Below are 23171 nucleotides of genomic sequence, written 5' to 3'. Positions count from 1 at the left end.
TTGGTTAAGTTATTAGTCCTTAAAAATATTAAAAATTAATCATTACGTCTACTAAATAGATTCAATTCTAAAATTGATAATGAAGCAGAAAACTCATCTTTAGGATTGATTTTAGTCCTTGCAAAATTTACAATAGACATATACTTTTCCGATCTTTGAATTTTAGTCCAAGCTATCAATGGTTTGTACTTTAATTTTTCTTGAATAATTCTATCTACAGGAAAATGTGGTGGTTCTGGTATAATATCCAAACACCATAAATATTTTAAATATAGATTTAACAGCTTCTGGCTTACACCAAAATTAAACTGACCATTGATTAATAGTTTATCAAAATTAGAAGAGTATTGCTGTACATTTTTAATGTTTTCGATATGCACATCATCAGATATATTACCTTTATTATAACTTGGAACAATAGTGTTGTCTATATAACCTTTAAGCATAAACTTAAAATCTTTTTTATCCTTTTCCAACACATCTATCTTGTAAACATTAGCACGCTGAAAAGCACCACCAATAGTTAATGACCAGATTTCTGAATTAATAAATTTATTTTTTATAGCTGTCATAACTGCTTTTATTTATCACTTGTATTTATTGTTTTATAAACCTTTTCAATTAGCTCCTTTCCATACTTCTTCTCTAACTTTTTTATAGTAAAATGGGCAGTTGCCATATTTTGAAAATGATCTATAAAAACATAATTAATAGTTCCTCCTCCAATACCTCCAAGTACAGGTACTGCTTGTGCTACAAATTTTTCACTTATTGTGATGCTATATCGCGTTGCTATTTTAGATATAAGATTAGCAATTGCTCCAGAACCAGACAATGATGCGTTATTTATAAAGGAACTTAAACCTGCACGTAACGTATAGTAACTAGCTTCTAGACCATCGTCGTTTTTAGAGTCTCCACCTAAAGCGAATACTTCTAAACAAGCCATTTGCGTATCTGTACTATAAAGATCTTCTCCTTGACTACGGGCAATATCCATTATAGATCTCATAATAAATTTAGTAGTTAAAGTCAATTCTGAAATAAAAATAGGCGTACCAATACCTGACGCTGAACCAAATAACCCACTTAAAAAACCAGAACCAGTGACCACTGCTTTATAGGTTTTTGATGATGGCTTACTAAACTTCTTGTTTTTACTAATTGTTAATAGGTTAGTTTTAACAATACCCATTAATATAGACTCGGTTGCCTGTTGTAGTTTTTGGATATACTTTTCTGGTACCATTTTTATTTTAGACTCTATTGTATCTCCTACCAAATTAATATTACGCATTGCCCAACTTAAATTATGCATAGTAGATTTAGCCTCTTCTAACAGCTTTAAGTCTTCTGGATTTATAGAATGTATTGGTACGTTTTTTTCCATAATATATTAAATCTTAAATCTCATTTTCTATTTCATATAAAATATTATTCTCCAAAACATATTCTTTTGGCTCAATTAACAGCTTATTTAAATCCTTAATTTGCACTATTTGTTTACGTTCTTCTTTTTTTATTTTATTTAAATACTCATTAAAAGTCAAATACTTTACTGTATCAATTTCTTGCTGTTCTATTTTCTTTTTATTTCTATTATACCATACAGATTTAATTTTTTCTTCAGATAAAGCTTTATTGTCTGCAATAGCTTTTTCGAATACTTTTAAGTAATCCTTTTTTACATTAGCAAATTCTAGTAATATACTTTTTACTGAATCTTCAGTAAAAGATGCACTATATTTTAACTCTAACATTTTACCGTAATAAAAAAGTTCTTTTAAAACCATAAAATAATTTAAAGAGTCATTAATCTTAGAAAAGTCTTGTTTTATGTCTTTTTGAAAAGCCTTTAAGTAAAAATGCAATAACTCTTCTACTAAAATATTTTGACTGACAATATTTGATAACATAGCATTCCTATAGGCTTCATTATCTTTAATCTTATCATGATTGCTATAGGCTCTTTTAAAAAATTTAATACAAGACTCTATTTTAGCTTCTTTTTTAATAAATTCTATAACTAACAAGCTGTCTAACGTTTCACCTATCTCTTTTAAAGAAGTATTAATCTTATTTAAATAATGTTGTCTAGCAACTACGGCACCTATAGTAAACGCACCTCCTGCTATACCTGTAACCATGTTTGACGCATAATGACCATGACCTATTAAGTTATTAGCTCCATCTCTAATCATAGTTCCATAACCTTGTTTTGTTGCTCCTACAACACCTGATACACCTTGCGGGAATACAAACTGAAACGAATTAGCTAGCATACCACTTTGAACAAGCTGCGGTATAGCAGAAAAATGATTTAAAAGCCCTTTATTAACCACTTCCGTTTTGTTTTTACCAGAAGGCACTACATAAGCATTCTTAGAAGAAGAAAAACTAAACGCAGCAATATCTGTTAATGGGTCTATTAAATTAAAGGTCTCTAAAACTTCTTTTTTAGGTGTTACTAATTGCGTTAATGTAGCAAGTGATTTATTTATGTTATCAAATTGTTTACTTGTTTCCAATTTGTTTAAATCCCGTTCTAAATCTTCTATTTTAGAGGTTAACTTACTGTTTTCTTCTTTTACTTCTAATAGCGTTTTGTTTTGGTTTTCAAATGCACTACTATAATCTATAGGTTTATTGTTTTTTATAAAAACATCAAGTTTAGAATAAATATCTTGAATTAAACTTTTTAAAGCTGTAATACCTAACCATTTTTTTAAACCCATAATTTGATAGTTTTACTTTTTTATATCTCTATTTTACCAACTCGCCTTTAAAAGCCTTTTGCAATAAACTATTAAACAAGTCTTCACTTTTTTGTAAGCTTTGTTGAACATTTTGTTTTAACTCCCTAATTGTTTCTAGCTTAGTTATAAACTTTCGTTGTTTTTCAATTGGTGGATAAATAATAGGAAAATCTTCTAAATGATTTTTATTTAACTGCCTCTTATCAATTCCTCCAACACATACTCTTCTAATATGTTCTCTATATTCGTTAGTCGTTAGTATGTGTAGTACGAATTCATTTATTACACCTTCTTTTAACCTAATTAAATAAACGTGACCATTAACATTAGCTGTATCATCTTCTCCTTCGAACATAGCTGCTCTTCCTAAACTACTGTTCTCTGTATTAATTCTCCCTGTCTTAGTCATCAAAATATCTCTATTTTTCAAACTACTCTTCATCATTTTGCTTTGAGTTTCTTCATCTATATAAGCCACATTGTCTAACTCTAATCTATTTTTCCATACATTTTGGCTTCTTAAAAAAACGATTCCTTTATCTACATAAACTTTACTTCCTCCTTTAGGTGTATTTCCGCTATGTATTTTAGTTGAAATCTCTTTCATCTTTTTAACCTCCCAACCCATAGGATTAGCAACAGGATCCCCAAACATCTCTAAAAACAAGCTTTGTGTTAAGGCATCGTATTTAGCAATAAGGTCTTTATTGAGTTGACGTAGTGTATCGGCTTCGTCTAAAATAGCCGCTATCTTTTTTTGGGTTGCTAATGGTGGTAGTGGGATTTTAATTGAATTTAACGATGTTTTTGTTAACTTACCTCTTGTTGCTCCATTAATATAAAGTGATAAATCTGCATAATTCAAATAATACATTAAATATTCTAATATAACTTTATCATTAGCAGTAACAACATGAGCATGATTATTAACCCAACATTTTTCATTATATATTTTTGCGCAAGTTTGATTAAATCCCCAACTTCCTCCATCTTCAGCTATACATAATATTTTTTCATCAAAAATATATTCATCAATATATCCCATAATGTTATTAGCTCCAATATATGGATATAACGGTTTTGATTCTTTTTTACTTCTTTCTCTTGAATTTAACGGAATACGTTTATTATCAAGGTTAAATGTCAATTTACCTAACTCAAGTAGCTCCATTATTTTATCATCTTTTCCAAATTCAACATCGCATTTGTTCTTTCTTTATCTAAATCTTTAATGACTGCCAAAATGGTTTCTGGTGCATCGTACTCAATTTCTTCGTACACAATTTCTTTGTAGCGGTTTATAGATAAATCGTAATCGTTGGCAGCTATGTCTGCTTTTGGTATTAAAAAGCTTGGTTTGGTTTTGTCTTGATATTGCGCTTCCATTTTAGACCTTTCGACTGCGCTCAAGGAGACAGTGGAGTTCATTATAACCTTAGCGTCTAATAGTATTTGTGCAATATCACATTTACCTACTACTTCTTCAAAAATATTTTCTGGTTCTGTAAAGCATTGCTCTAAGGCGTCTTCGGTTACTAATAGGTTACGTTTATCGTCTAGGCTTAAACCATCGGCTTTCATATCGTAAAACCACACGTTATCTGTACCTCCAGAATTGGTTTTTGTAAAAAATAAAATAGCTGTACTAACTCCCGCATAGGGTTTAAACACACCAGATGGCATAGAGATTACGGCTTGTAATTGTTGGTTTTCTACCAACTCCTTACGTATGCTTTTGTGTGCAGTACTGCTACCAAATAATACACCATCTGGTACAATTACTGCTGCACGACCACCTACTTTAAGCATACGTAACATAAGGCTTAAAAATAATAGCTCAGTCTTTTTGGTTTTGGTGGTTTTAAGCAGGCTGCTTTCTACTTCGTCATAATCTAAACTGCCTTTAAATGGTGGATTTGCTAGTATTAAGGAATAGGCATTTTCTATATCTGCGTTGGCTTCACTAAGTGCATCTTTACCAATTAGGACTGGGTTGTCTAAACCGTGTAATTGCATATTCATGGCTCCAATACGTAGCATGGTAGGATCAAACTCGATACCATTAAACATGCTGTTATGGAAGTGTTCTCTAAACTCGGAATTATTAAACCAGTCTAAATGTCTGCTCTGTATATATTCTCCTGCGCTTACTAAAAAACCTGCGGTACCACAAGATGGATCGCAAATGGTATCGTCTTGTTTAGGTTGTGTTAGTTCTACCATCATGCGTATAATGTGACGTGGTGTTCTAAACTGTCCGTTGGTACCTGCTTCTGCTATTTTAGAAAGCATATACTCGTACAAATCGCCTTTTGCATCTTTATTATCTAGCTCTAAGGTATCTATTTGTTGTACTACTTTATCTAGTAATTTAGGCGATTGTATCATAAAAATGGCACCTTTCATATACTGCGCAAAAACACCACCTTGTTTACCAATGCCTTTCATAAAGTCAAAAACAGTAACGTCGTCTAATTCTTTTTGAGGTCTTGTAAACAAATCAAACATGGTTTCCGGATCCTTTTCTCTAAAACTAGACCAGCGTAAAGGTCTTTGTGCCTCTGTATAGATTGGGTTCTCGGTTGGTACACCTAATAGATTGGCTTTTTTCTCGTTTACGGTTTGTTTATCGTCTAATTGCTTAATAAAAATTAGGTACGTAAACTGCTCTATTACGGTTAATGGGTTAGAGATTCCGCCTGTCCAGAAATCGTTCCAGATTTTATCTATTTTAATTTTAAGTTCTCCTGTTATCATATTTTAATTATACTAAAATTTAATATTTGTTTGTTTAATTTGGTAATACCTCAATACCAAACTGAGTATCTAAAATTACATCTAAATCTACAGCGAATAAAAAACTATCTCTAAACGATAGATATAATTCTTTGTTTGGATTAATCAAAGTATTCCAATATTCTTCATTTATTTCAAATACAGTACTTATCATTTCAATAACATCTCTTTGATTTAATTTAGAGTTTGAAAATTCTTTTAAATATTCAATAAAATATTTGGTGTAAAATATTCCAACCTCCCAACTCTCGAAAGATAGATTTTTTTCCTCCATAATGTTTACCATTTCAGGAGAAAAAGACTGATTTACCAATTCACAAATTGATTTGCAGGCCTTGTTGTAAAAAAGATATTTATTTTCCATAACTATAATCTAAGCATTGTTAAATTTATCTTTCATTGTAGGATTACCATGTGTTAGTTTTTTTATGGTTAAATCCTCTGCTTTATTGTTTGCTAAACGTAAATTATTGACTGAAGATAATAGTGCATCTTTTGTTTTTTGAAGATGCGTCATCGTTTTATCTATTTCTTTAATTGCATCTCCAAACTGGCGACTTGCCAAATCGTAATTTCTGGCAAAACCGACTTTAAAATCTTCAATTTTACTTTCAAAATTAGTAATGTCAAGATTTTGATTTCTCATAATGCTTAACTCTGTTTTATATTCCAAAGACTTCATACCTGCATTTCTTAACAACGTAATTATTGGAATAAAAAACTGAGGTCTAATGACATACATTTTTGGGTATTTGTAAGACACATCTACAATACCAGTATTATAAAACTCATTATCCGATTCTAACATAGAGACTAAGACAGCATACTCGCAATTTTTATCTTTACGGTCTTTATCTAGTTTTGCTAAAAAGTCGTCATTTTTCTTTTTAGATGCTGTCTGGTCGTTTTCATTTTTCATCTCAAACATAATTGAGATAATTTCACTTCCATTTACATCTGCTTCTTTGTAAATATAATCTCCTTTTGTTCCTCCTGAAGCATCATTGTCTTTTTCAAAATAAGCTGTCGGAAAAGCGGTTGCTCTAAGTTTATTAAATTCATTTTCGCAGTGCAACTCTAAGGTTTCACCGGTCATTTTAGTTGACAGCTTTTGCTTATAATCTTTTAAGCGCTCTATTTCTTCCTCTTTAAATTTTAAAGCTTCGTCCTTAAGCTCTAGCTTATTTTTGAATTGCTCATTTAAAGATTTTTCTAATATTTCCTTTTCAGAATCCTTAAGTTTTAAATCATTTTTAAGTTGATCTCTTTCCTTTTCAACAGTATTTATAGCTGTAGAAACTTCTAACTTTTTCTGAATCTCTGAATTTTCTATTTTAGACTGTAATGCTTGAATTTGTGCTTCTTTCTTTGAAACTTCTTCCGCAAGTTGAGATTTACTTTTAAATTGTAAATCACTAATCGTTTTATCTTTTTCTGATAATTGCTTTTGGAATTTATTTTCTAATTCTGAAGCTGTTAATTGTATTGCAGACACTTTGTCTTTTTCTGCAACTTCTAATCTGCTTTTTAAGTCGTTTGCAAATTCCTGGTCTCTAACTTGTTTTACAATATCTGTGTACACAGAATCGTCTACTTTAAAAACTTCTTTACAACTCGGGCATTTAACGTTGGTACTTTTGGTCATTTTTATAAGTTTTGATTAATAACAGTACAAATATAGAATTAACATGTGCGGTGTATTTGCACAGTTATTATGATTCATACTTTTTAATCAATTTAACCCTGTTATTAAGCTGAATGTCTTTAAGTATTTGATAACTAGAAATATTGGTGACCACAGACGTTTTTTTGCTAGAAAATTTTATAACATCATCTATATCTGCATTAATTTTAATTGCAATATCTTCTGGAGTTCTTGATGAAAAGTAATCTTTATTATACTCTTGTAATTCCTTTTTTCTTACTAAAAAATAATCTATAAATTTTGGTGTTACCTCGTCGTTTAGATTTAGCCATAGCCTATTCTTTTTTACAAAGAACTCGTTATCAAACAAATTGATATTAAAAGTTTTACAGTAGCATTTTACTATTAGAAAATGAATTTCAAGTCCTTCACAAAAGGATTCTATAGTTTGGTTGGTTGATGTCATTAATTAATTTTTAATTTTGATTAATAGCGGTAGCAAATTATATATTTTTATTTAAAATAAAATGTGGGTTTCTATAAAAGGTAATATATTTTATGAAATCTATTTAAAAACACTAATACTTTTTATTATTTCTTTAAAAGTAGGTATCGCTTACTTATTGAATTTGCAATGATTGTTTTAGAAATAATGTTCATAATGTTCTTTAGCAAATTCAGGAAGCCATATTAAGATCTGCAGAAGTAAAAAAGTATTGCTTAAGAAAGGATATTTTACTACCGCATCATCACTTAAATGAGATAATTCGCTTGTGGATTCTTTAAGTATACGAAATGCAGACTGTATTGTTTTTTCGATTGTTTTATCGTTACTATACTCTAGTCTATTAATACGTCTTTTTCCCTCTATAAATTTAACGCAATTTTCCAGGTTTGGTTTGCCTTTTAATCTTTCTTCAAAAAAATCATTTGTTATAAAAGGAATTGGATTATTTAAAGCTTTAAATATAGCTTCCAATAAATCTCGTTGTACATTTACATTCTTTTTTAAGTAATTTTTATTTTGATAATTTATTAAAATATCTAATAAAAGGTGTTCGTGTTTTTTATCTATAATACCATTTTCAAAAGGAACAAAAACTTCAGAAAAATTTAGTCTCACTTGAGTTTTCGGGCTTTTATCAGCTTTTTTTTTAATATCCTCTAATAGTTTCTCATTATCAATACCTTTTATGTAAAATCTACCATAACTATCTTCAAAATCACTATTTTTTTGATAATCGGGTTGTCCTGTGTAAATAAAATAAGGTAAAACATTATCTTTATTATACTCTATTAAAAAATCCCGAGAAGCTCTTAAACCTTTTAAGTTTGTAGTTTCAGATTCTTTGTTAAGTTTTACCTTTGCATCCAAAATTACGGCATCATAAAAACCATCTTTTTCTTTTAATTTAAGCATCCCTTCGTCGTGAGATTCTACTGCATCTATATTTATATCGTCTTGCTCTGCTAATGTTATAAATGATATTCCTCTAGTTTTGTACTCATCATCAATCCATAATACGTTATAGCTCATTTCTATTATTTTAAAAAGTTAGTTCAGTTGATTCTATAAATGGAATAGTTATTAAATATTTCACTGTAAAATCAGAATTATTATTTTTTTCTAATACATAATTAGCATTATTTTTTTTTAATAATTCGAAAATATCATTTCCACCAATTCCATTTCCATTACTATTTACTGTTTTTTCTCCTCTTGTTTTTAAATGCTCAAAAGTGAAGTCCTTTGGAAACGGCTTACCATTATTTTCAATTGCAATAATCCAATTCTTTTTTTTATAATCAGGTGTTATTGATGTACGTATAATATTATTTTCATTTTCAATAAAACCATGATTTATAGCATTGGAAACGATGTTTGAGAAAACACTATAAAAATCTTCTTTATTAAACCTTGCATGTGGTGGGATAGCGTAATTTTTAGTTTCAGGCATATCGTCTAAAATTTCAATATCAATAAATGTTTTATCAAATAAAAATATTTTAGAGTTTTTCGTTCTGTTTTGAGCTTCTTTTACAATTACTTCAAGATCTACAACTTCACTAACTGAATCCTCTTTAATAGAATCAAAATCAGTAAGAATTTTAGACATAGAATCTATTGTGTTTTCTAGACTTAACAGATGATTTTTAAATGAAATATCTAGGTTTTTACTATAAATCATATCTAATGTAATAGGATTGTCATTATTCTTTAAAATAAACTTACGAGTACCTATTACATTAGATTTTAAATCGTTAAGATATTGTCTAAAAGTATGCTTCATTGAGGCGAACTCTTTAAAAGTATCGTCTTTAAGCCCTAAAACCTCTTGTTGCAACTCTAACTCTCTTTTTTTAGCTGCTATAAAAACTTCTTTATAAAGTTTTACTTTTCTTTTTTGATCTTTTAAATTTGGTAAAACAATTTGTATTTCTAATATATCTTTTCTTGAAATTCTTTGAATTGAAGTACCAACTTTTTTGGACTCTAATTGTTTGCTTATATAATCTTTATATAATTCTATTATTAGGTATTCAATATCTACTTTATCAGTTTTAACTGTACATGCAAGCATGTTATTATATGGATAATAAATTTTTTCGTTAGATTTAGAAAAAAAGGTTGGTTTTAAATCTGCATAAGCTAACGATAGTAATAATGCATCTTGCTTTAATGCGTTTGAATCACTTCTTAAATCTCTTACTTCTAAATTTTCGAAGATTTTTATATAATCCAATTTTTCACCAGATAAATCTCCAATCTTTATAAACTTACCTTTTTTATCCATTGTTTTCTCGCGCACAACAGGAGTTAATAAATTCCTAAGACTAACTAATTTTTTTAATTCCGCATTATCTAAATCTAAATCCTTTAAAAGATAACGATTAACAGATAAATTATAATCATTTTCTATTATTTCATCTACTAATACTCTCCTAACAAACTCATTTTCAATATTAGAATCAATTAGATCAATTATTCTTTTAGAATCAATTATTTTTTGACTTTTAGCTTTTGGTAAATACATATCAGTACCATCGATAAATTTAACCTTAGCGTTATTTGATTTATTTTTGCTTAATACAATAATGTTAACTGATATAGAGGAGAAACCTAAAACATTAGATGGAAGCGCAATAATTGTTTTAATATGCCCATTGTCGACCAATAGCTGCTTTAATGCTTTGTCTTTAGAATTACTGCTAAATAAAAAACTACTTGGGATAACGAATACCATTTCACCCTTATCCTTTAACTTAAAAAAGCATTCAGAAATTATAAATGCGTTAGCATTGTTTTTATTAAAATATGGACTAGAATGCACGTAATGGCCATAATCTTTACTCTTTATTTTTAAATTAAATGGCGGATTAAATGCTACAAAATCATATACATCATATTTAGTAATATACTTGATACTATCCTGTTGAGAGAATTGAAAATTAGTTGGGCGATTATGAGCTAATAAGCGCATCTTTCCTATTGAATAATTAGCGGGTACTATTTCTTGTCCTAAATAATCAATATGCTCTTGTAACCCTATAGCTAATGAGCCCGATCCTGCAAATGGATTAAAGTAACTAATCATTTTGTTTTTAGGAACAAAATGGTTCATAACTTCTGTTAACTCTATAGGCTGAAGAGCATTACTCCTATCATTCTTATTACTATAGTGATCATTTAATAAATATTCAAATAGTTGTGCTCCATTTTGTTCTATAAAATCATCCTCAATCTTCGAAAAAATATTAATTAAATATCCTAAATATAAGTTCTTCGTTGATTCTATTACTTTATATAAGTAATTATTAAAAACATCTACTAATTCTTCATTATATGAAACTTTTACCAATCGTTTAATAACTTCTGAATATTGAAAATCTGATTTTAAGTTAGTAACTTCAGTTAATAAATCTTCTTTTCTTAATAAAAGAATAAAGCATTCAAGTAATAACAAATCTTCTTTAGATATGTTGTTAGTATAATCAAATTGCAATGTTCTTAATTCCTCAAGTATTTCCGAAAATCTCTTATTCATCATTTAATTTTAATAATTTTATTTCTTAAATAGCTGTTCTGACAATTCTTTTAATTGCTCAATTCGTTAATCTTAACAATAGCTTTTAATTAATTACTCAGCAAATATAAATTTAACCTGTGCGCTTAACCTGCACTAGTTATATCTTTCAATAGTATTTGCTAACTCTTCCTTAATTGCCTCTCTTAATTTTGTTGGTTCTAATATCTGTATCCCATTACCAAAAGATAAAATCTTTTTATTTAATTCGTAGTTTGGTATTACTTCAATTGAAAAGGTGAAACTTTCTTCGTTCTCTTCAACATTTTTCTGAGAGCCATGCAATGGTTTTGTTTTAATATAAGGCGCCAATTGAGGAGTTGCTTTTAAAACTATTTTAGTTAAAGCGATATCTTCTGGTTTAGTAACACCTATGATATCTTCAAAATATTCTTCAAAGTCTATCATTTGGCTTGCGTCAAATTTTATTGAGTCATGTTCAATACTCTTTATACGATCTAAAGCTAAATTGGTTAAATTATTATATTCTTCATTTTTACCAAAAACAAACCATCTATTATTATATTGCTTTAAATGATAGGGATGAAATTTGATTTTTTGTTCTTTTTCACTTTTAAAAGATTGATAAGAAACAGTAAGTGCCTGCTGATTTTGAATAGCTTTAAATAGCGAAGAAATATATTCTACACCAATTAGAAACTCATTTGTATCAAAACTTATAATTTCTTGATTCTGGTTAGATAAGTTAAAGGTTTGATCTAATTTTGGAATTAGCTCATTTACCCATTCAAACTGAGGTAAACCTTTAAAACGACCCAACACAAGCATTGCAGATTTTATTTGCTCAGCTTCATTATCATTTAATGGCTGGTTGTTAATTGAAAAAGAATCATCTTCATAGTGATAATATGCTCTTCTACCATCCTTAACTTTTTCTAAAGGGATAGACCAACCTTGCGAAGACTCCATAAATCTTACGTCATCATAGAGTTGTCTCTTTTTTATACCTAATGAATTAGGGTCAAAGTCAAATAACGCGTTATTACAAGCTTCTAACAAGTCTTCAATATAATATCTCTTACCTGTATTTCGGAAACATTTATCTAATGTTTGGTATCTAATTATAGCGTGTTTGTTGGTTGACATAGTCTCTAAATTATTTCTGCGATATAAAAGTAAATAAATTATGTGCAGTACAAATGCACTGTTCAATATTAAAATTGTAAAAAATTAGAATATCTATGCAAACAATCAAGGATTTAAGAAAAAACAGAACAGAAGACTATGTTACTAACATTTGGTTAGCTATTATGAAAATGGATACCTACGAGTTAAATTTACTATTAGATAATAATAATATAAATTATGAAGATATAGATAAAGAAAAATTTATTGATAAGCTAAATGAAACCTTTAACAAACATAAAACATTTGGTGATAGAGAGTTCTACTTAGATTTAGATAATTGTGAAGGATGCAATTGCAACAAACCTGTATGCAAATTTATAGGAAACCATTCTAACTTACACTATGCACTATTCTTTGATATTAAAAAGAATCAAATTATAGATATATACCATTGCAATTAGTATGGCAATATTAATTTTTCAAATCCATTTTAGAAGTTTATATTTATCAACGCAAATAGAGTGCACTAATAGCAATCATATTTGCAGAGCTCTTTGAAACAACCGAAATTAAAATATTGATTATCCTATTCTTAGGAATAGGTAGTCTGCTGTATTCGGCAGATAGTTGCAGCTTGCTGCAACAAAATGTTTAAAGTGTAATTTGTAGAAATCTATAAGAAAACACATTAAATGGATCTATTAGCTTTAAATTATATATTTATTTTATTATAATTATTAAATTTTATATGCTACTATTTTAATATACATAAAGAAAGAATATAATATTTCGGTTGATTTTCAAAGTAATAACAACTATGAAAACAAATCAAATCCAAAAGAAAGAAATAATTACGCAATTCAGTAAAATGAATAGCAAATCTGACTTTTTAAGTCTACTCAACTACACTAAGTTTCTAATCTATGGAGATAAAATATTCCCATTTACCGAAAAGCAACTTAATTTTTACATTAATGCAAGCAACTATAAAGACAATAAAACTTATACGTCTTTTGAAATAAAAAAAAAATCTGGCAAAACAAGAACTATTCACGCACCTAACAAAGGTCTAAAAGAGCTCCAGAAGTGTCTAAATATTATATTAAGTCTAGTTTACACACCTCACACATCTGCTTTTGGTTTTGTAAAAGGGAAATCGATTATTGATAATGCTAAAAAACATACTAACAAAAATTATGTTTATAATATAGATTTAAAAGACTTCTTTCCAAGTATCGATGCCAGTAGAGTTTGGGCAAGATTTAAATACCCTCCTTTCAATTTAGGAACTAATAAAAACAGAGAACAAATTGCAAACATGATAAAAGCAATTTGCTGTACTCCAATGTTAGTTGAAAGAGAAGTTGATGGTATATGGGCAAACAAAATAACATCTGTCCTACCTCAAGGAGCTGCTACTTCTCCTATTCTAACTAATGCGATATGCGAACGTTTGGACATTAGATTAACAGGTTTATCTAAGCGTTTTGGTTTAGAATATTCAAGATATGCAGATGATATTACATTTAGCAGTATGCATAACACTTACGCTACAGAGAAAGGTATACAAGAATCTATTTATAAAACAGAAAGTACTTTCGATAGAGAATTAAGACGCATAATAAGTTCTCAAAATTTCAGAGTTAATGAAAAAAAAGTGCGTTTACAAAAAAGAGGCTATAAACAAGAAGTTACAGGTTTAATAGTTAATGAAAAAGTAAATACGCCTAATTTCTACGTTAAAGAGATTAGACAATGGATCTACTTTTGGGAATCTAAAGGCTATGATAAAGCTTATGAGTTGTTTCTTAAAAAGTATTTAAAAAACAAAGGAATAGTAACTAATAGCAAACCCAATATGCATATGGTTATTGAAGGAAAATTACTTTACCTAAAAATGGTAAAAGGTGAAACAAATACCACCTATTTAAAACTTAAATCTCGTTTTGATAAATTAGTAAATAATAAAAATAATGTACCAAAGCCTAATTATATTATAGAAGAAAATAAAATTATCAATAATGTTGCAGAAAAGAAACAATCATACAACAAAAACATGAATGTTATTATCCAAACTATCCTTAAAGATGGTTTAGAAAAAGCAATGAGCTTATACAAATCTGAATAATGAGCAAACAAAACAAAGAGTCATTAGAAAAACTATTGCTGTTTATATGTGATATATGTGAGGATAATGATAATGACTGGTTTAGAGAAAAACTTATTGATACATTATCAACGTATGAAAATAGTAATACCAATTATTCCAATATCGAGCAATTCGATAAAATTGAAAGATATTTAAAACTTGATGGATTTAAGATTATCGATTATTCATGGGTTAAAGACGAAACCGTAGGAAATCAATTATTCAGAGACTCGATAGAGATGTCTAAATATCGACTCGGAAAAATAAACGATACAATTAATTTTGATGAATTTTGTCGTTACGCGTACTTACAAGTTGAGGAATTAATTAACTACTATTATCATGTTAAGTTTAAGAGTGATTTAACAGAAATTATAAATTTTATCAAAAAGCATAATAAAAAATTTAATGGTGAGTACATTAATGATCTAAATAAAATTTCTTCCTTTTACAAAATCAACGCTTTTCTAAGAGAGTACAATCTCAATAATAAGCCAATGAAATTTACTATTGATTTTCTTAGAAGCCTAAGAAATGATTTAAGTCATAGAAACAGTTTCGATTTAAAATCTGAAGATGAAATTTTATCGAATGCCTCACAACAAAAAATTGATATTACTAAATCATATTTTGATTTCTCTAGTTCTAATAAAGAAAAAATTGATTTATATAATAATGGACGGTTTATCTTTTTAAAAAGACTTCAAGATTACAAGGAAATTATTGAAAGCCTAACATATTTCAGTGAAGCTATAAAAATCCTTGCAGAATAATACGTGCAGATACAATGCACAAGACTATCCTTTATTTGTATTGTTAAATAATTAAAACAATACGTTATGAAGAATGCTATTACAATTTTAGACCACTTACAATTCGATTGTCCTACTGCTGAACAAAAAGCCGCATTGCTTGGAATGTCTGATTTTGTAAAAACGGATAACACCGACGATTTCTTTATTTTGTGTGGAGCGGCAGGAACAGGAAAAACTTCAATCACAACTGCTCTTATTGGTTATTTAAACTCTCAATCTATTGCATATAATATAGCAGCTCCTACCGGAAGAGCCGCACGGATATTAGGACGGAAATCGAAAACCGTTAACAGTACAATTCATTCACTAATCTATAATGTAAAAACAAATCCTGATTCAGGACAGGTTAACTTTGTTTTAAAACAAAATGATGTTAAAGATTATAATGTCTTTATTATTGACGAAGCTTCTATGATTTCATCTAAAGCTCCGAAGGATCCTAAAAACATGTTTCAGTCTAAAAATTCATTATTATCAGATTTAATCAAGTTTATAAAAAGCGGTAACGATTTGAATAAGATTATTTTCTTAGGAGACAAAAATCAATTGCCTCCAGTAAATGAAAGAGTTTCTTTAGCGCTTTCTAAAGACTACTTAGCAAGTAATTTCAATCTTATCGGTGAAGCAAAACTTTTAACAGAAGTAAAACGACAAGAAGATGGAAGTTACATACTGAAAAATGCCACTAAACTTAGAGAAGGAATCGACAATAACAGTAAGTCTGTAATATTTGAAGGTATTAAAAAACTATCAGTGGAAGATGCAGCTAGAAATTACGTTTTAGACTATTTAGCTAATGAAGAAGAATCTATAATATCTATTGGAACCACTCATAATATGAACAAAATGTTCAACAATAATGTGAGATCTAAATTATATGGTAGAAACGCAAAAATTATCGAAAACGATGACTTACTATTGGTTACACAAACATGGAAAAGAAACGGTTCTCAACTATACAGCGGAGACCATGTAAGAGTAAAGGAAATCAATCTTAATGCAGTAGAAATGGTTGCCGACTTAAGATTTGCGCCTATAAAAATAATTTCTAAAAACTTAAGAGGTGTTGAGGAAATAATTGATGATTATCTTCTTTTAGACTCGGTTCATAATCCTTCTGGTTTAACTGCAAAACAAGAAAACCAATTACGCCACGAACGGTTTAAGAAAAACAAAGTGTATAGAGAGAATTTAAATCCTTGGGATGATAGATATGTTGGTGCAATTAGGATGACTTATGGACACTCTATTACATGCAACAAAGCTCAAGGTGGAGAATGGAATAAAGTTTTAGTAAACTCTTTTTACATGCCATCTCTTAGATTTCAGTACACAGCTATCACCAGAGCTAAACAAGATGTTAGTTTTTATTAATATTTTTATTATGGGATAAATAAAAATTATGAACTAACCTTAAAACAAAAAAAAATTACTAATAACAACATTAATTTATATGTTGTAGTTGTTGGCAACATACATAGTTAAAAACTATTTTAAAGTACTACAGATAAGTAACTAACTAAACAACAATCTCTTTAAGTTTAAAAATTGTTGGTATGCTGTTGTCACTGTTGTTGGTACATGTAGTGTTGAAAATTAATGAAGAAATACAACGTATTTAATAATAAAAGTATTTTAAATCTATGTGATAAGATCTACTCTTATACTAATTTGGAGAACTATTATTATTATAAATATACATGTAATTCAAAAAGGCTTTATAAGCCTAAAAATAATCTCTATATTGCACCACAAAATTATATTTGACAATTTGGACTAAACTGCATACGATTTGCATACGATTTAGAAAACATATAGCGTGTAAACCTTATAAAAAGGCGTTATTGAATTTATAAAATTAATTCATAACTCGGAGGTCATGGGATCGTGCCCCATTCTCGCTACAAATAAAACCAGGTAAAAGTCAAGAATTTAATTCTTGACTTTTTTTTTGCTAAAACATTTGATATACCTTGATACGCCTAAATTTTTAAAAAAAAAATGATGTAGAAAATTAATGCTTTTACAATATGAGTTTGGAAAAAAAAATTAATTTTAAGTATATTACAAATCATCAAGGTTATTTTATTATTTACGTATGAAAAAAATCACTTTAAAGAATATAGCTGATCATTTAAATGTCTCTGTTTCAACAGTATCTAAAGCATTAAATGGTAATGAAGAAATAAGCAAATCTACAACCGAAGCGATAAAGGCATACGCCAAGGAAAAAAATTACGTACCTAATTATAATGCGATAAGTTTAAAAAACCAACGTACTAGAACTATTGGAGTAATTATTCCAAACATGCTTAACTATTACTTTGCTCAAATATTAAAAGGGATAGAAAAAACGGCCTCATTAAATAAGTACAAAGTAATTACTTGTATATCTAATGAGTCTTTACAAAAAGAAATTGAAACTATAGAAATGCTATCGACAGGAGTTGTAGATGGTTTTATATTGTCTGTTGCCGAGGAAACACAATTAAAAGAAAATTATGGACATTTAAATTCTTGTAAAGAAAATGAAATTCCTTTAGTTATGTTTGATCGTGTTGTAGACAAAATAGATTGTGACAAAGTTATTACTAACGATTTTATTGCTTCTTCTAAAGCTGTTAGTTATTTAAAAAATAAAGGCTGTAAAAAAATAGCTTTTGTTGGAACAGAGATAGATTTAAGTGTAGGAAAATCTAGATATGAAGGTTACTTAGCTGGTTTAAAAAAAAATGATATTAAAAGGGATGAATCTATAATTATTACAACTCATGAAATGTATTACAAAAAACATGAGTCAATTGTTAAACCATTATTTAATAATGAGTTTGATGCATTAATTGCATCTAATGAATCTGTTGCTATAGCAGCAATGAAAGTTGCACAAGAAAAAGGACTAAAAATACCTGACGATTTATCTGTTTTAGCTTTTTCTAATGGTATTCTTGCTAGACATTCAAATCCTACATTAAGCACTATTAGCCAACACGGCGAGCTTATTGGAGAAAAAGCAGCAACACTTCTAATAAATAAGTTAGAAAACAAAATAACTAATATAATATCTGAAACAGTGGATACAGATATTGTATTAAGAAATTCTTCAAAATAAAAACACACATATCACCTATTCCTTTTTCCATGTAAGTTAAATTATAGAAACATGGCTTTACATGTAATTACATTCAAGAAACACTTAATACTAGTCTTTAACTTCAAAGACTGAGAGCTTTTGCTATCATACAAATCCAAAAAACAAATACGTTTTTAAACTAGATTGGAGCAATATCTACAATATCTTCATAGAATAAGCTTCTTCATTTTATTATACTAAATAAATTTATTTCTCATAATTGCATGGGTAACAACTTCTCTAACCAAGTTTTGATTTTTAAGTTAAGTATATCAAAAAAAGCAAACATAATGCTAACTTATTGAATTTAAACCGACAAAAATACATTTAATAACCGCCTGTAATTCAATGTGTTACAATTTCAAATAACATTTAATCGTGTTTTTAAGCATTTTAAAGATATTTTTAGAATCATTTTCTTTAATTTAGCAAACTAATTAAACAATTTTAGATACCCTAATCTAAACTACTATGAAAAAAATTACTTACTCAATTGTGCTATTATTATTTTTAATGGTACAAATTTCCTATTCGCAAGAGACTTACAAACAAATTGTAGTTAGAAACACATCAAACAATAATTTAATAGAGCTTGCTAATCAAGGGATCGATTTACGTTGTGGAGCTTCAATATCTAAAGAAGGTATTGTTATAGAGGTAACTGACAACGTCTTGAGTAATTTAGATAAAGTTGGTATTAACTATTCGATAAAGATAGAAGACATGGCAAAATTCTACAGAGAACGTGCCGCTGCCGATATGCCAAATGCTTTATCCCAATTAAAAGCCGAAAAAGCTAAAAGTCAAGCAAAAAGGTTTAGAGCTTTACAAGGAAGTAGTCAGAATAAATCTTCGATTGCAAATACAGGTTTAGATAATTATTTACAAGACAATAACAATCCTACTGAAATTGATTGGGGAGTACCATCTAATTTCAATTTAGGTAGCATGGGAGGTTGTCTTACAGTAAGTGAGACTGAAACTGAAATGGCTGAAATGGTAACTTATGCCTCATCTCTTAATATAATCTCACCAGTTTTAGATGCATCAAGCGAGACAACCTATGGCAATAGTTATACTGGTGGTGGAGTTTATGATACATGGTCTGGAAAAAAAGTTAAGTATTTAAGAATTACAGGGAATCACTCTACTTCTCCAGAAGGTTCTAAACCGCAAATATTGTTTACTTCCATGATTCATTCTAGGGAAGCTGCTAGTTTAATGCAAAATATTTATTTCATGTGGTATTTGCTTGAAAATTATGAGATAGATCCTGCCATTAAAAATTTAGTAGATAATAACGAATTATATTTTATCCCTATTGTAAATCCTGATGGTTTACTATGGAATGAACAACGAGATCCCAATGGTGGTGGCCAGCAGCGTAAAAACTTAAGACCAGTAGGAACTAATAATTCTGAAAGTAGAGGTGTCGATGTCAATAGAAACTTCGATTATTTTTGGGGAGCAGACGGCACTGGATCAACAAACGATCCAACAGATCAGACTTATAGAGGCCCAAACCCTTTCTCTGAACCAGAATCAAGAATATTAAGAGATTTTGTTTTAGCAAGAAATTTTAAAACAGTTTTAATGCACCACACTGCAGCCAATGGAATTCCACATCCATATGGAGGAAATCCTTCTAACGTATCTGGAAAAGAAGATGAAATGCACAAATGGCATGAAGACATGACAAAGTATAATCGCTATGTTTCTGGTGCTACAATTTTTAATCCGGCAAATGGAATCGCAGACGATTGGATGCTTGGTGGAATAGCAGATGGTGGTAGTTCAACTCAAAGTTATAGCACTAATAATACATTATTTGATAATAGTCCACCTTCTGTAGGGTCTGGACAAAACATCTTAGCTTCAACACCCGAACATGGTCATAGCAACGAAGGTGGGTCTGGAGGTCAGTTTTGGCCATCGCCTTCAAATTTTGTTCCTATTGCAAAAAGAGCTGTACGTTTAAATTTAATGAATATATATTATGGTGGTAAATATGCAAAGTTACAAGACCAGACGCAAAGTGATATTAATACAATAACTTCTGATTTAAAATTTGGTATTGAACGTTTAGGCCAAACCGATAGTGATTTTACTTTAACGCTTACTCCTATAACTCTCAATACTATTGAAAGTATTGCTTCGCCTGCTACTCAAGTAGGGATGGATGTATTAGAACAACGTGATATAACTGCTCTTTTAACTTTAAAGCCTGGACTGCAACCTAATGCGAGAATTGAATATAAAGCACAATTGGCAAATGGAGACGGAGTTGTTTTCTATGAAGCAAATTATGAAAAATATTACCAGCCTAATGTTATGCTCGCCGATAATCCAGATACAGGATCTTTAGCAAACTGGACTGCAACTGGTGGCTGGACAACCACAACTGCCACTCCATTTTCTGGGACAAGAGTAATAAAAGATGGTAGTGCTGTTCCGTATAGTAATAATACTACAAAAACATTAACAACAGCTAATGCTTACGATTTTTCTAACTCTGATGAAGTTTTAGTTCAATTTTACACAAAATGGGATTTAGAACGAAATTATGACTTTGTTGAGCTTTTAGCATCTACTGATGGTACAAACTGGCAACCACTTGATGGTAATTATAACAAACCAAATTCTGTTTCTACTACTAACGATGCCAATTTTTGGGGAAATAAAAATAGTACATCTCATGCATTCCAAAGTAGTAATAGTTCTGGGAAAGTTTATGATGGTGACCAAATGGACAAGTATGTTATGGAAGAGATTGTTATTAATGACACCAATAATAGTTTCTTGAAGAATCAAACAAATGTAAGCTTTCGCTTTAGAATGAGAACGGATGCTAATAACGGTATAGAAATCTACAATACTACATTTACCGGTTTCTTTATAGATGATTTTAAAATTATTGGAGTCACTTACGCATGTGAAACAACTATTCCTACAAATGTAAGTATTACCAATATTACAACTGTTACTGCTCAAGCTGATTGGGATAGCTTACCAGCTGCAACTTATGATTTAAGGTATAGAGAAACCGGTTCTGGATCAGCAGGTTGGACAACAATAACAGATATTGCAACAAATAGTTATACTATTAATGATTTAACTCCTTCAACAGATTATGATGTTCGTATAAGAACGAGATGTGGAACAAATACATCTACTTATACAACAATTACTAATTTCACCACCACTTCTCTAGTACCTTGTACCGGAAGCTCAATAAATACATTCCCCTATTCTGAAAGTTTTGAGAACACTTTAGGTCTTTGGTCAAATGAAAGTTCACCAGCAGATGATTTTGATTGGACTAATCAACTACAAAGCACTGGGCAACCAAATGGATCTACACCATCTACTGGGACCGGTCCAGATGGAGCATCAAATGGTTCTTATTTTTTATACACTGAAGCTTCAGATCCTAATTTCCCTAGTAAAACTGCTAGATTATTAAGTCCTTGTATAGACTTCTCTGGTCGAAAAAATGCTTTATTCTCTTTTGATTATCACATGCATGGAGGTTTTATAGGTGTTTTAACTTTAGATGTGAGTACAGACAATGGTGCGTCTTACGTAACATTAAGTGATTATACTTTATCTGGAAATCAACAATCTAACACTACAGATGCTTGGAAAACTCAAAATATAGACTTATCACCTTTTGATGATCAAGTTATTAAACTAAGAATCAGTGCCACTACACATTCTGATGCTTCTACGGGTTGGTCTGGAGATATCTCAATAGATAATTTTGGAATAACATCAGATATAGAAACAAACTCAGCATCACCAAATGCTGTTTGTCAAAATATTACTGTGCAATTAGATAATACTGGAAATGCAACAATTGTTGCTTCAGATATTGATGGTGGCTCAACAGATGATGTAGCAATAACTAATTATAGTATTGATATTAGTTCATTCGACTGTAATAATATAGGAACTCCAATAGATGTAACACTTACGGTAACAGATGCTGACAATCAAACAGACTCATGCATTTCAACAGTAACAGTTGTCGACGAACTAAAACCGACCTTTATTAACTTTCCTTCTAATATTGTATTAACCTGCGGAAACAATGAAGCATTTTGGACAGATCCTACTGCTAGTGACAATTGCGATAATAATGTTAATATTATAAGAACTGATGGTTCTGGATATATTAGTGGAGACTTCTTTCCTAATGGAGCTACAACAATTAGCTATTCGGCTACTGATGATTATGGAAATGTTGAAACTGGATCTTTCACCGTTACAGTAACAGTGGATAATGAAAATCCTATTGCTAATTGTCAAAATATAACAGTTCAGTTAGATGCTAATGGAAATGCTACAATTACAGCAGCTCAAATCAATAATAACTCTACTGACGATTGTGCTATTGCATCTATTTCAGCTTCTAAAACAAACTTTACTTGTGCTGATGCTGGACCAAATAATGTTACATTAACTGTAAATGATGCCAATGGAAACTCTAACACTTGTACTGCAGTTGTAACAATTACCATACAAGATGCACCAACAACAGCTTGTTATGAAACGGCAACCTACAATAATTCGAGTTGCACTTGGGTAGTAACAGGAACACAACAAACAGAACCTACAACTGCATGTTACGAAACAGCAACGTTCGATACCGATGAAAACTCTTCAACATATTGTACTTGGGTAGTAACTGGAACACAACAAACAGA

17 protein-coding genes are annotated in these 23171 nt (G+C 29.7%); 6 read left to right on the top strand and 11 right to left on the bottom strand.

The features are described from left to right. Positions 1 to 35 precede the first annotated feature (35 nt). From Q0935_RS10935 to Q0935_RS10885, 11 genes are all read right to left on the bottom strand, one after another. Positions 36 to 572, bottom strand: coding sequence for a hypothetical protein (locus Q0935_RS10935; RefSeq protein ID WP_299385829.1), 537 nt, complete (start codon positions 570 to 572; stop codon positions 36 to 38). Between the two features lie 8 nt (positions 573 to 580). After that, positions 581 to 1390 carry an EcsC family protein gene (locus Q0935_RS10930; protein WP_299385827.1) on the bottom strand — a complete coding sequence of 270 codons (810 nt, stop codon included), beginning with the start codon at positions 1388 to 1390 and terminating at the stop codon, positions 581 to 583. A gap of 13 nt (positions 1391 to 1403) precedes the next feature. Then, a complete protein-coding gene (locus tag Q0935_RS10925; RefSeq protein WP_299385825.1) occupies positions 1404 to 2735 on the bottom strand; it encodes a hypothetical protein in 1332 nt (443 codons plus the stop codon). Positions 2736 to 2763: 28 nt separating this feature from the next. After that, positions 2764 to 3927: a restriction endonuclease subunit S gene (locus Q0935_RS10920; RefSeq protein WP_299385823.1), complete on the bottom strand. Its 1164-nt coding sequence runs from the start codon at positions 3925 to 3927 to the stop codon at positions 2764 to 2766. Beyond that, positions 3927 to 5513 carry a class I SAM-dependent DNA methyltransferase gene (locus Q0935_RS10915; protein ID WP_299385820.1) on the bottom strand — a complete coding sequence of 529 codons (1587 nt, stop codon included), beginning with the start codon at positions 5511 to 5513 and terminating at the stop codon, positions 3927 to 3929. Before Q0935_RS10915 ends, Q0935_RS10920 begins: the two co-directional genes overlap by 1 nt. Before the next feature lie 34 nt (positions 5514 to 5547). Beyond that, positions 5548 to 5826, bottom strand: coding sequence for a hypothetical protein (locus Q0935_RS10910; RefSeq protein WP_299385817.1), 279 nt, complete (start codon positions 5824 to 5826; stop codon positions 5548 to 5550). Between the two features lie 99 nt (positions 5827 to 5925). Further along, positions 5926 to 7197, bottom strand: coding sequence for a DUF2130 domain-containing protein (locus Q0935_RS10905; RefSeq protein WP_299385815.1), 1272 nt, complete (start codon positions 7195 to 7197; stop codon positions 5926 to 5928). A gap of 67 nt (positions 7198 to 7264) precedes the next feature. Further along, on the bottom strand, positions 7265 to 7663 hold the full coding sequence (locus Q0935_RS10900; protein WP_299385812.1) for a hypothetical protein: 399 nt from the start codon (positions 7661 to 7663) through the stop codon (positions 7265 to 7267). Between the two features lie 177 nt (positions 7664 to 7840). Then, a complete protein-coding gene (locus Q0935_RS10895; protein ID WP_299385811.1) occupies positions 7841 to 8734 on the bottom strand; it encodes a hypothetical protein in 894 nt (297 codons plus the stop codon). 10 nt (positions 8735 to 8744) lie between these two features. Then, positions 8745 to 11246: an N-6 DNA methylase gene (locus tag Q0935_RS10890; RefSeq protein ID WP_299385810.1), complete on the bottom strand. Its 2502-nt coding sequence runs from the start codon at positions 11244 to 11246 to the stop codon at positions 8745 to 8747. Positions 11247 to 11378: 132 nt separating this feature from the next. Then, the gene (locus Q0935_RS10885; protein ID WP_299385809.1) at positions 11379 to 12389 is read right to left on the bottom strand and encodes a WYL domain-containing protein; all 1011 of its coding nucleotides are present in this window, start codon (positions 12387 to 12389) and stop codon (positions 11379 to 11381) included. 95 nt (positions 12390 to 12484) lie between these two features. Here Q0935_RS10885 and Q0935_RS10880 point away from each other — a divergent pair, with 95 nt between their 5' ends. The 6 genes from Q0935_RS10880 to Q0935_RS10855 form a co-directional block, all read left to right on the top strand. Then, the gene (locus tag Q0935_RS10880; protein WP_299385808.1) at positions 12485 to 12832 is read left to right on the top strand and encodes a hypothetical protein; all 348 of its coding nucleotides are present in this window, start codon (positions 12485 to 12487) and stop codon (positions 12830 to 12832) included. 356 nt (positions 12833 to 13188) lie between these two features. Continuing rightward, the gene (locus Q0935_RS10875) at positions 13189 to 14499 is read left to right on the top strand and encodes a reverse transcriptase domain-containing protein (RefSeq protein WP_299385807.1); all 1311 of its coding nucleotides are present in this window, start codon (positions 13189 to 13191) and stop codon (positions 14497 to 14499) included. Continuing rightward, positions 14499 to 15293, top strand: coding sequence for a hypothetical protein (locus Q0935_RS10870; protein WP_299385806.1), 795 nt, complete (start codon positions 14499 to 14501; stop codon positions 15291 to 15293). Before Q0935_RS10875 ends, Q0935_RS10870 begins: the two co-directional genes overlap by 1 nt. 66 nt (positions 15294 to 15359) lie before the next feature. Then, positions 15360 to 16709 (top strand): ATP-dependent RecD-like DNA helicase, encoded by a 1350-nt coding sequence (locus Q0935_RS10865; protein ID WP_299385805.1) that lies wholly within the window; start codon positions 15360 to 15362, stop codon positions 16707 to 16709. Positions 16710 to 17433: 724 nt separating this feature from the next. After that, positions 17434 to 18444 carry a LacI family DNA-binding transcriptional regulator gene (locus Q0935_RS10860; protein ID WP_299385804.1) on the top strand — a complete coding sequence of 337 codons (1011 nt, stop codon included), beginning with the start codon at positions 17434 to 17436 and terminating at the stop codon, positions 18442 to 18444. Between the two features lie 492 nt (positions 18445 to 18936). Beyond that, on the top strand, positions 18937 to 23171 hold a 4235-nt coding region (locus tag Q0935_RS10855; protein WP_299385803.1), incomplete at its 3' end, for a M14 family zinc carboxypeptidase.

This window comes from uncultured Lacinutrix sp., assembly GCF_947500605.1.
Taxonomy (GTDB): domain Bacteria; phylum Bacteroidota; class Bacteroidia; order Flavobacteriales; family Flavobacteriaceae; genus Lacinutrix.
Note: the sequence above shows the minus strand (reverse complement) of the source record. Positions and strands in the feature narration are given on the sequence as shown.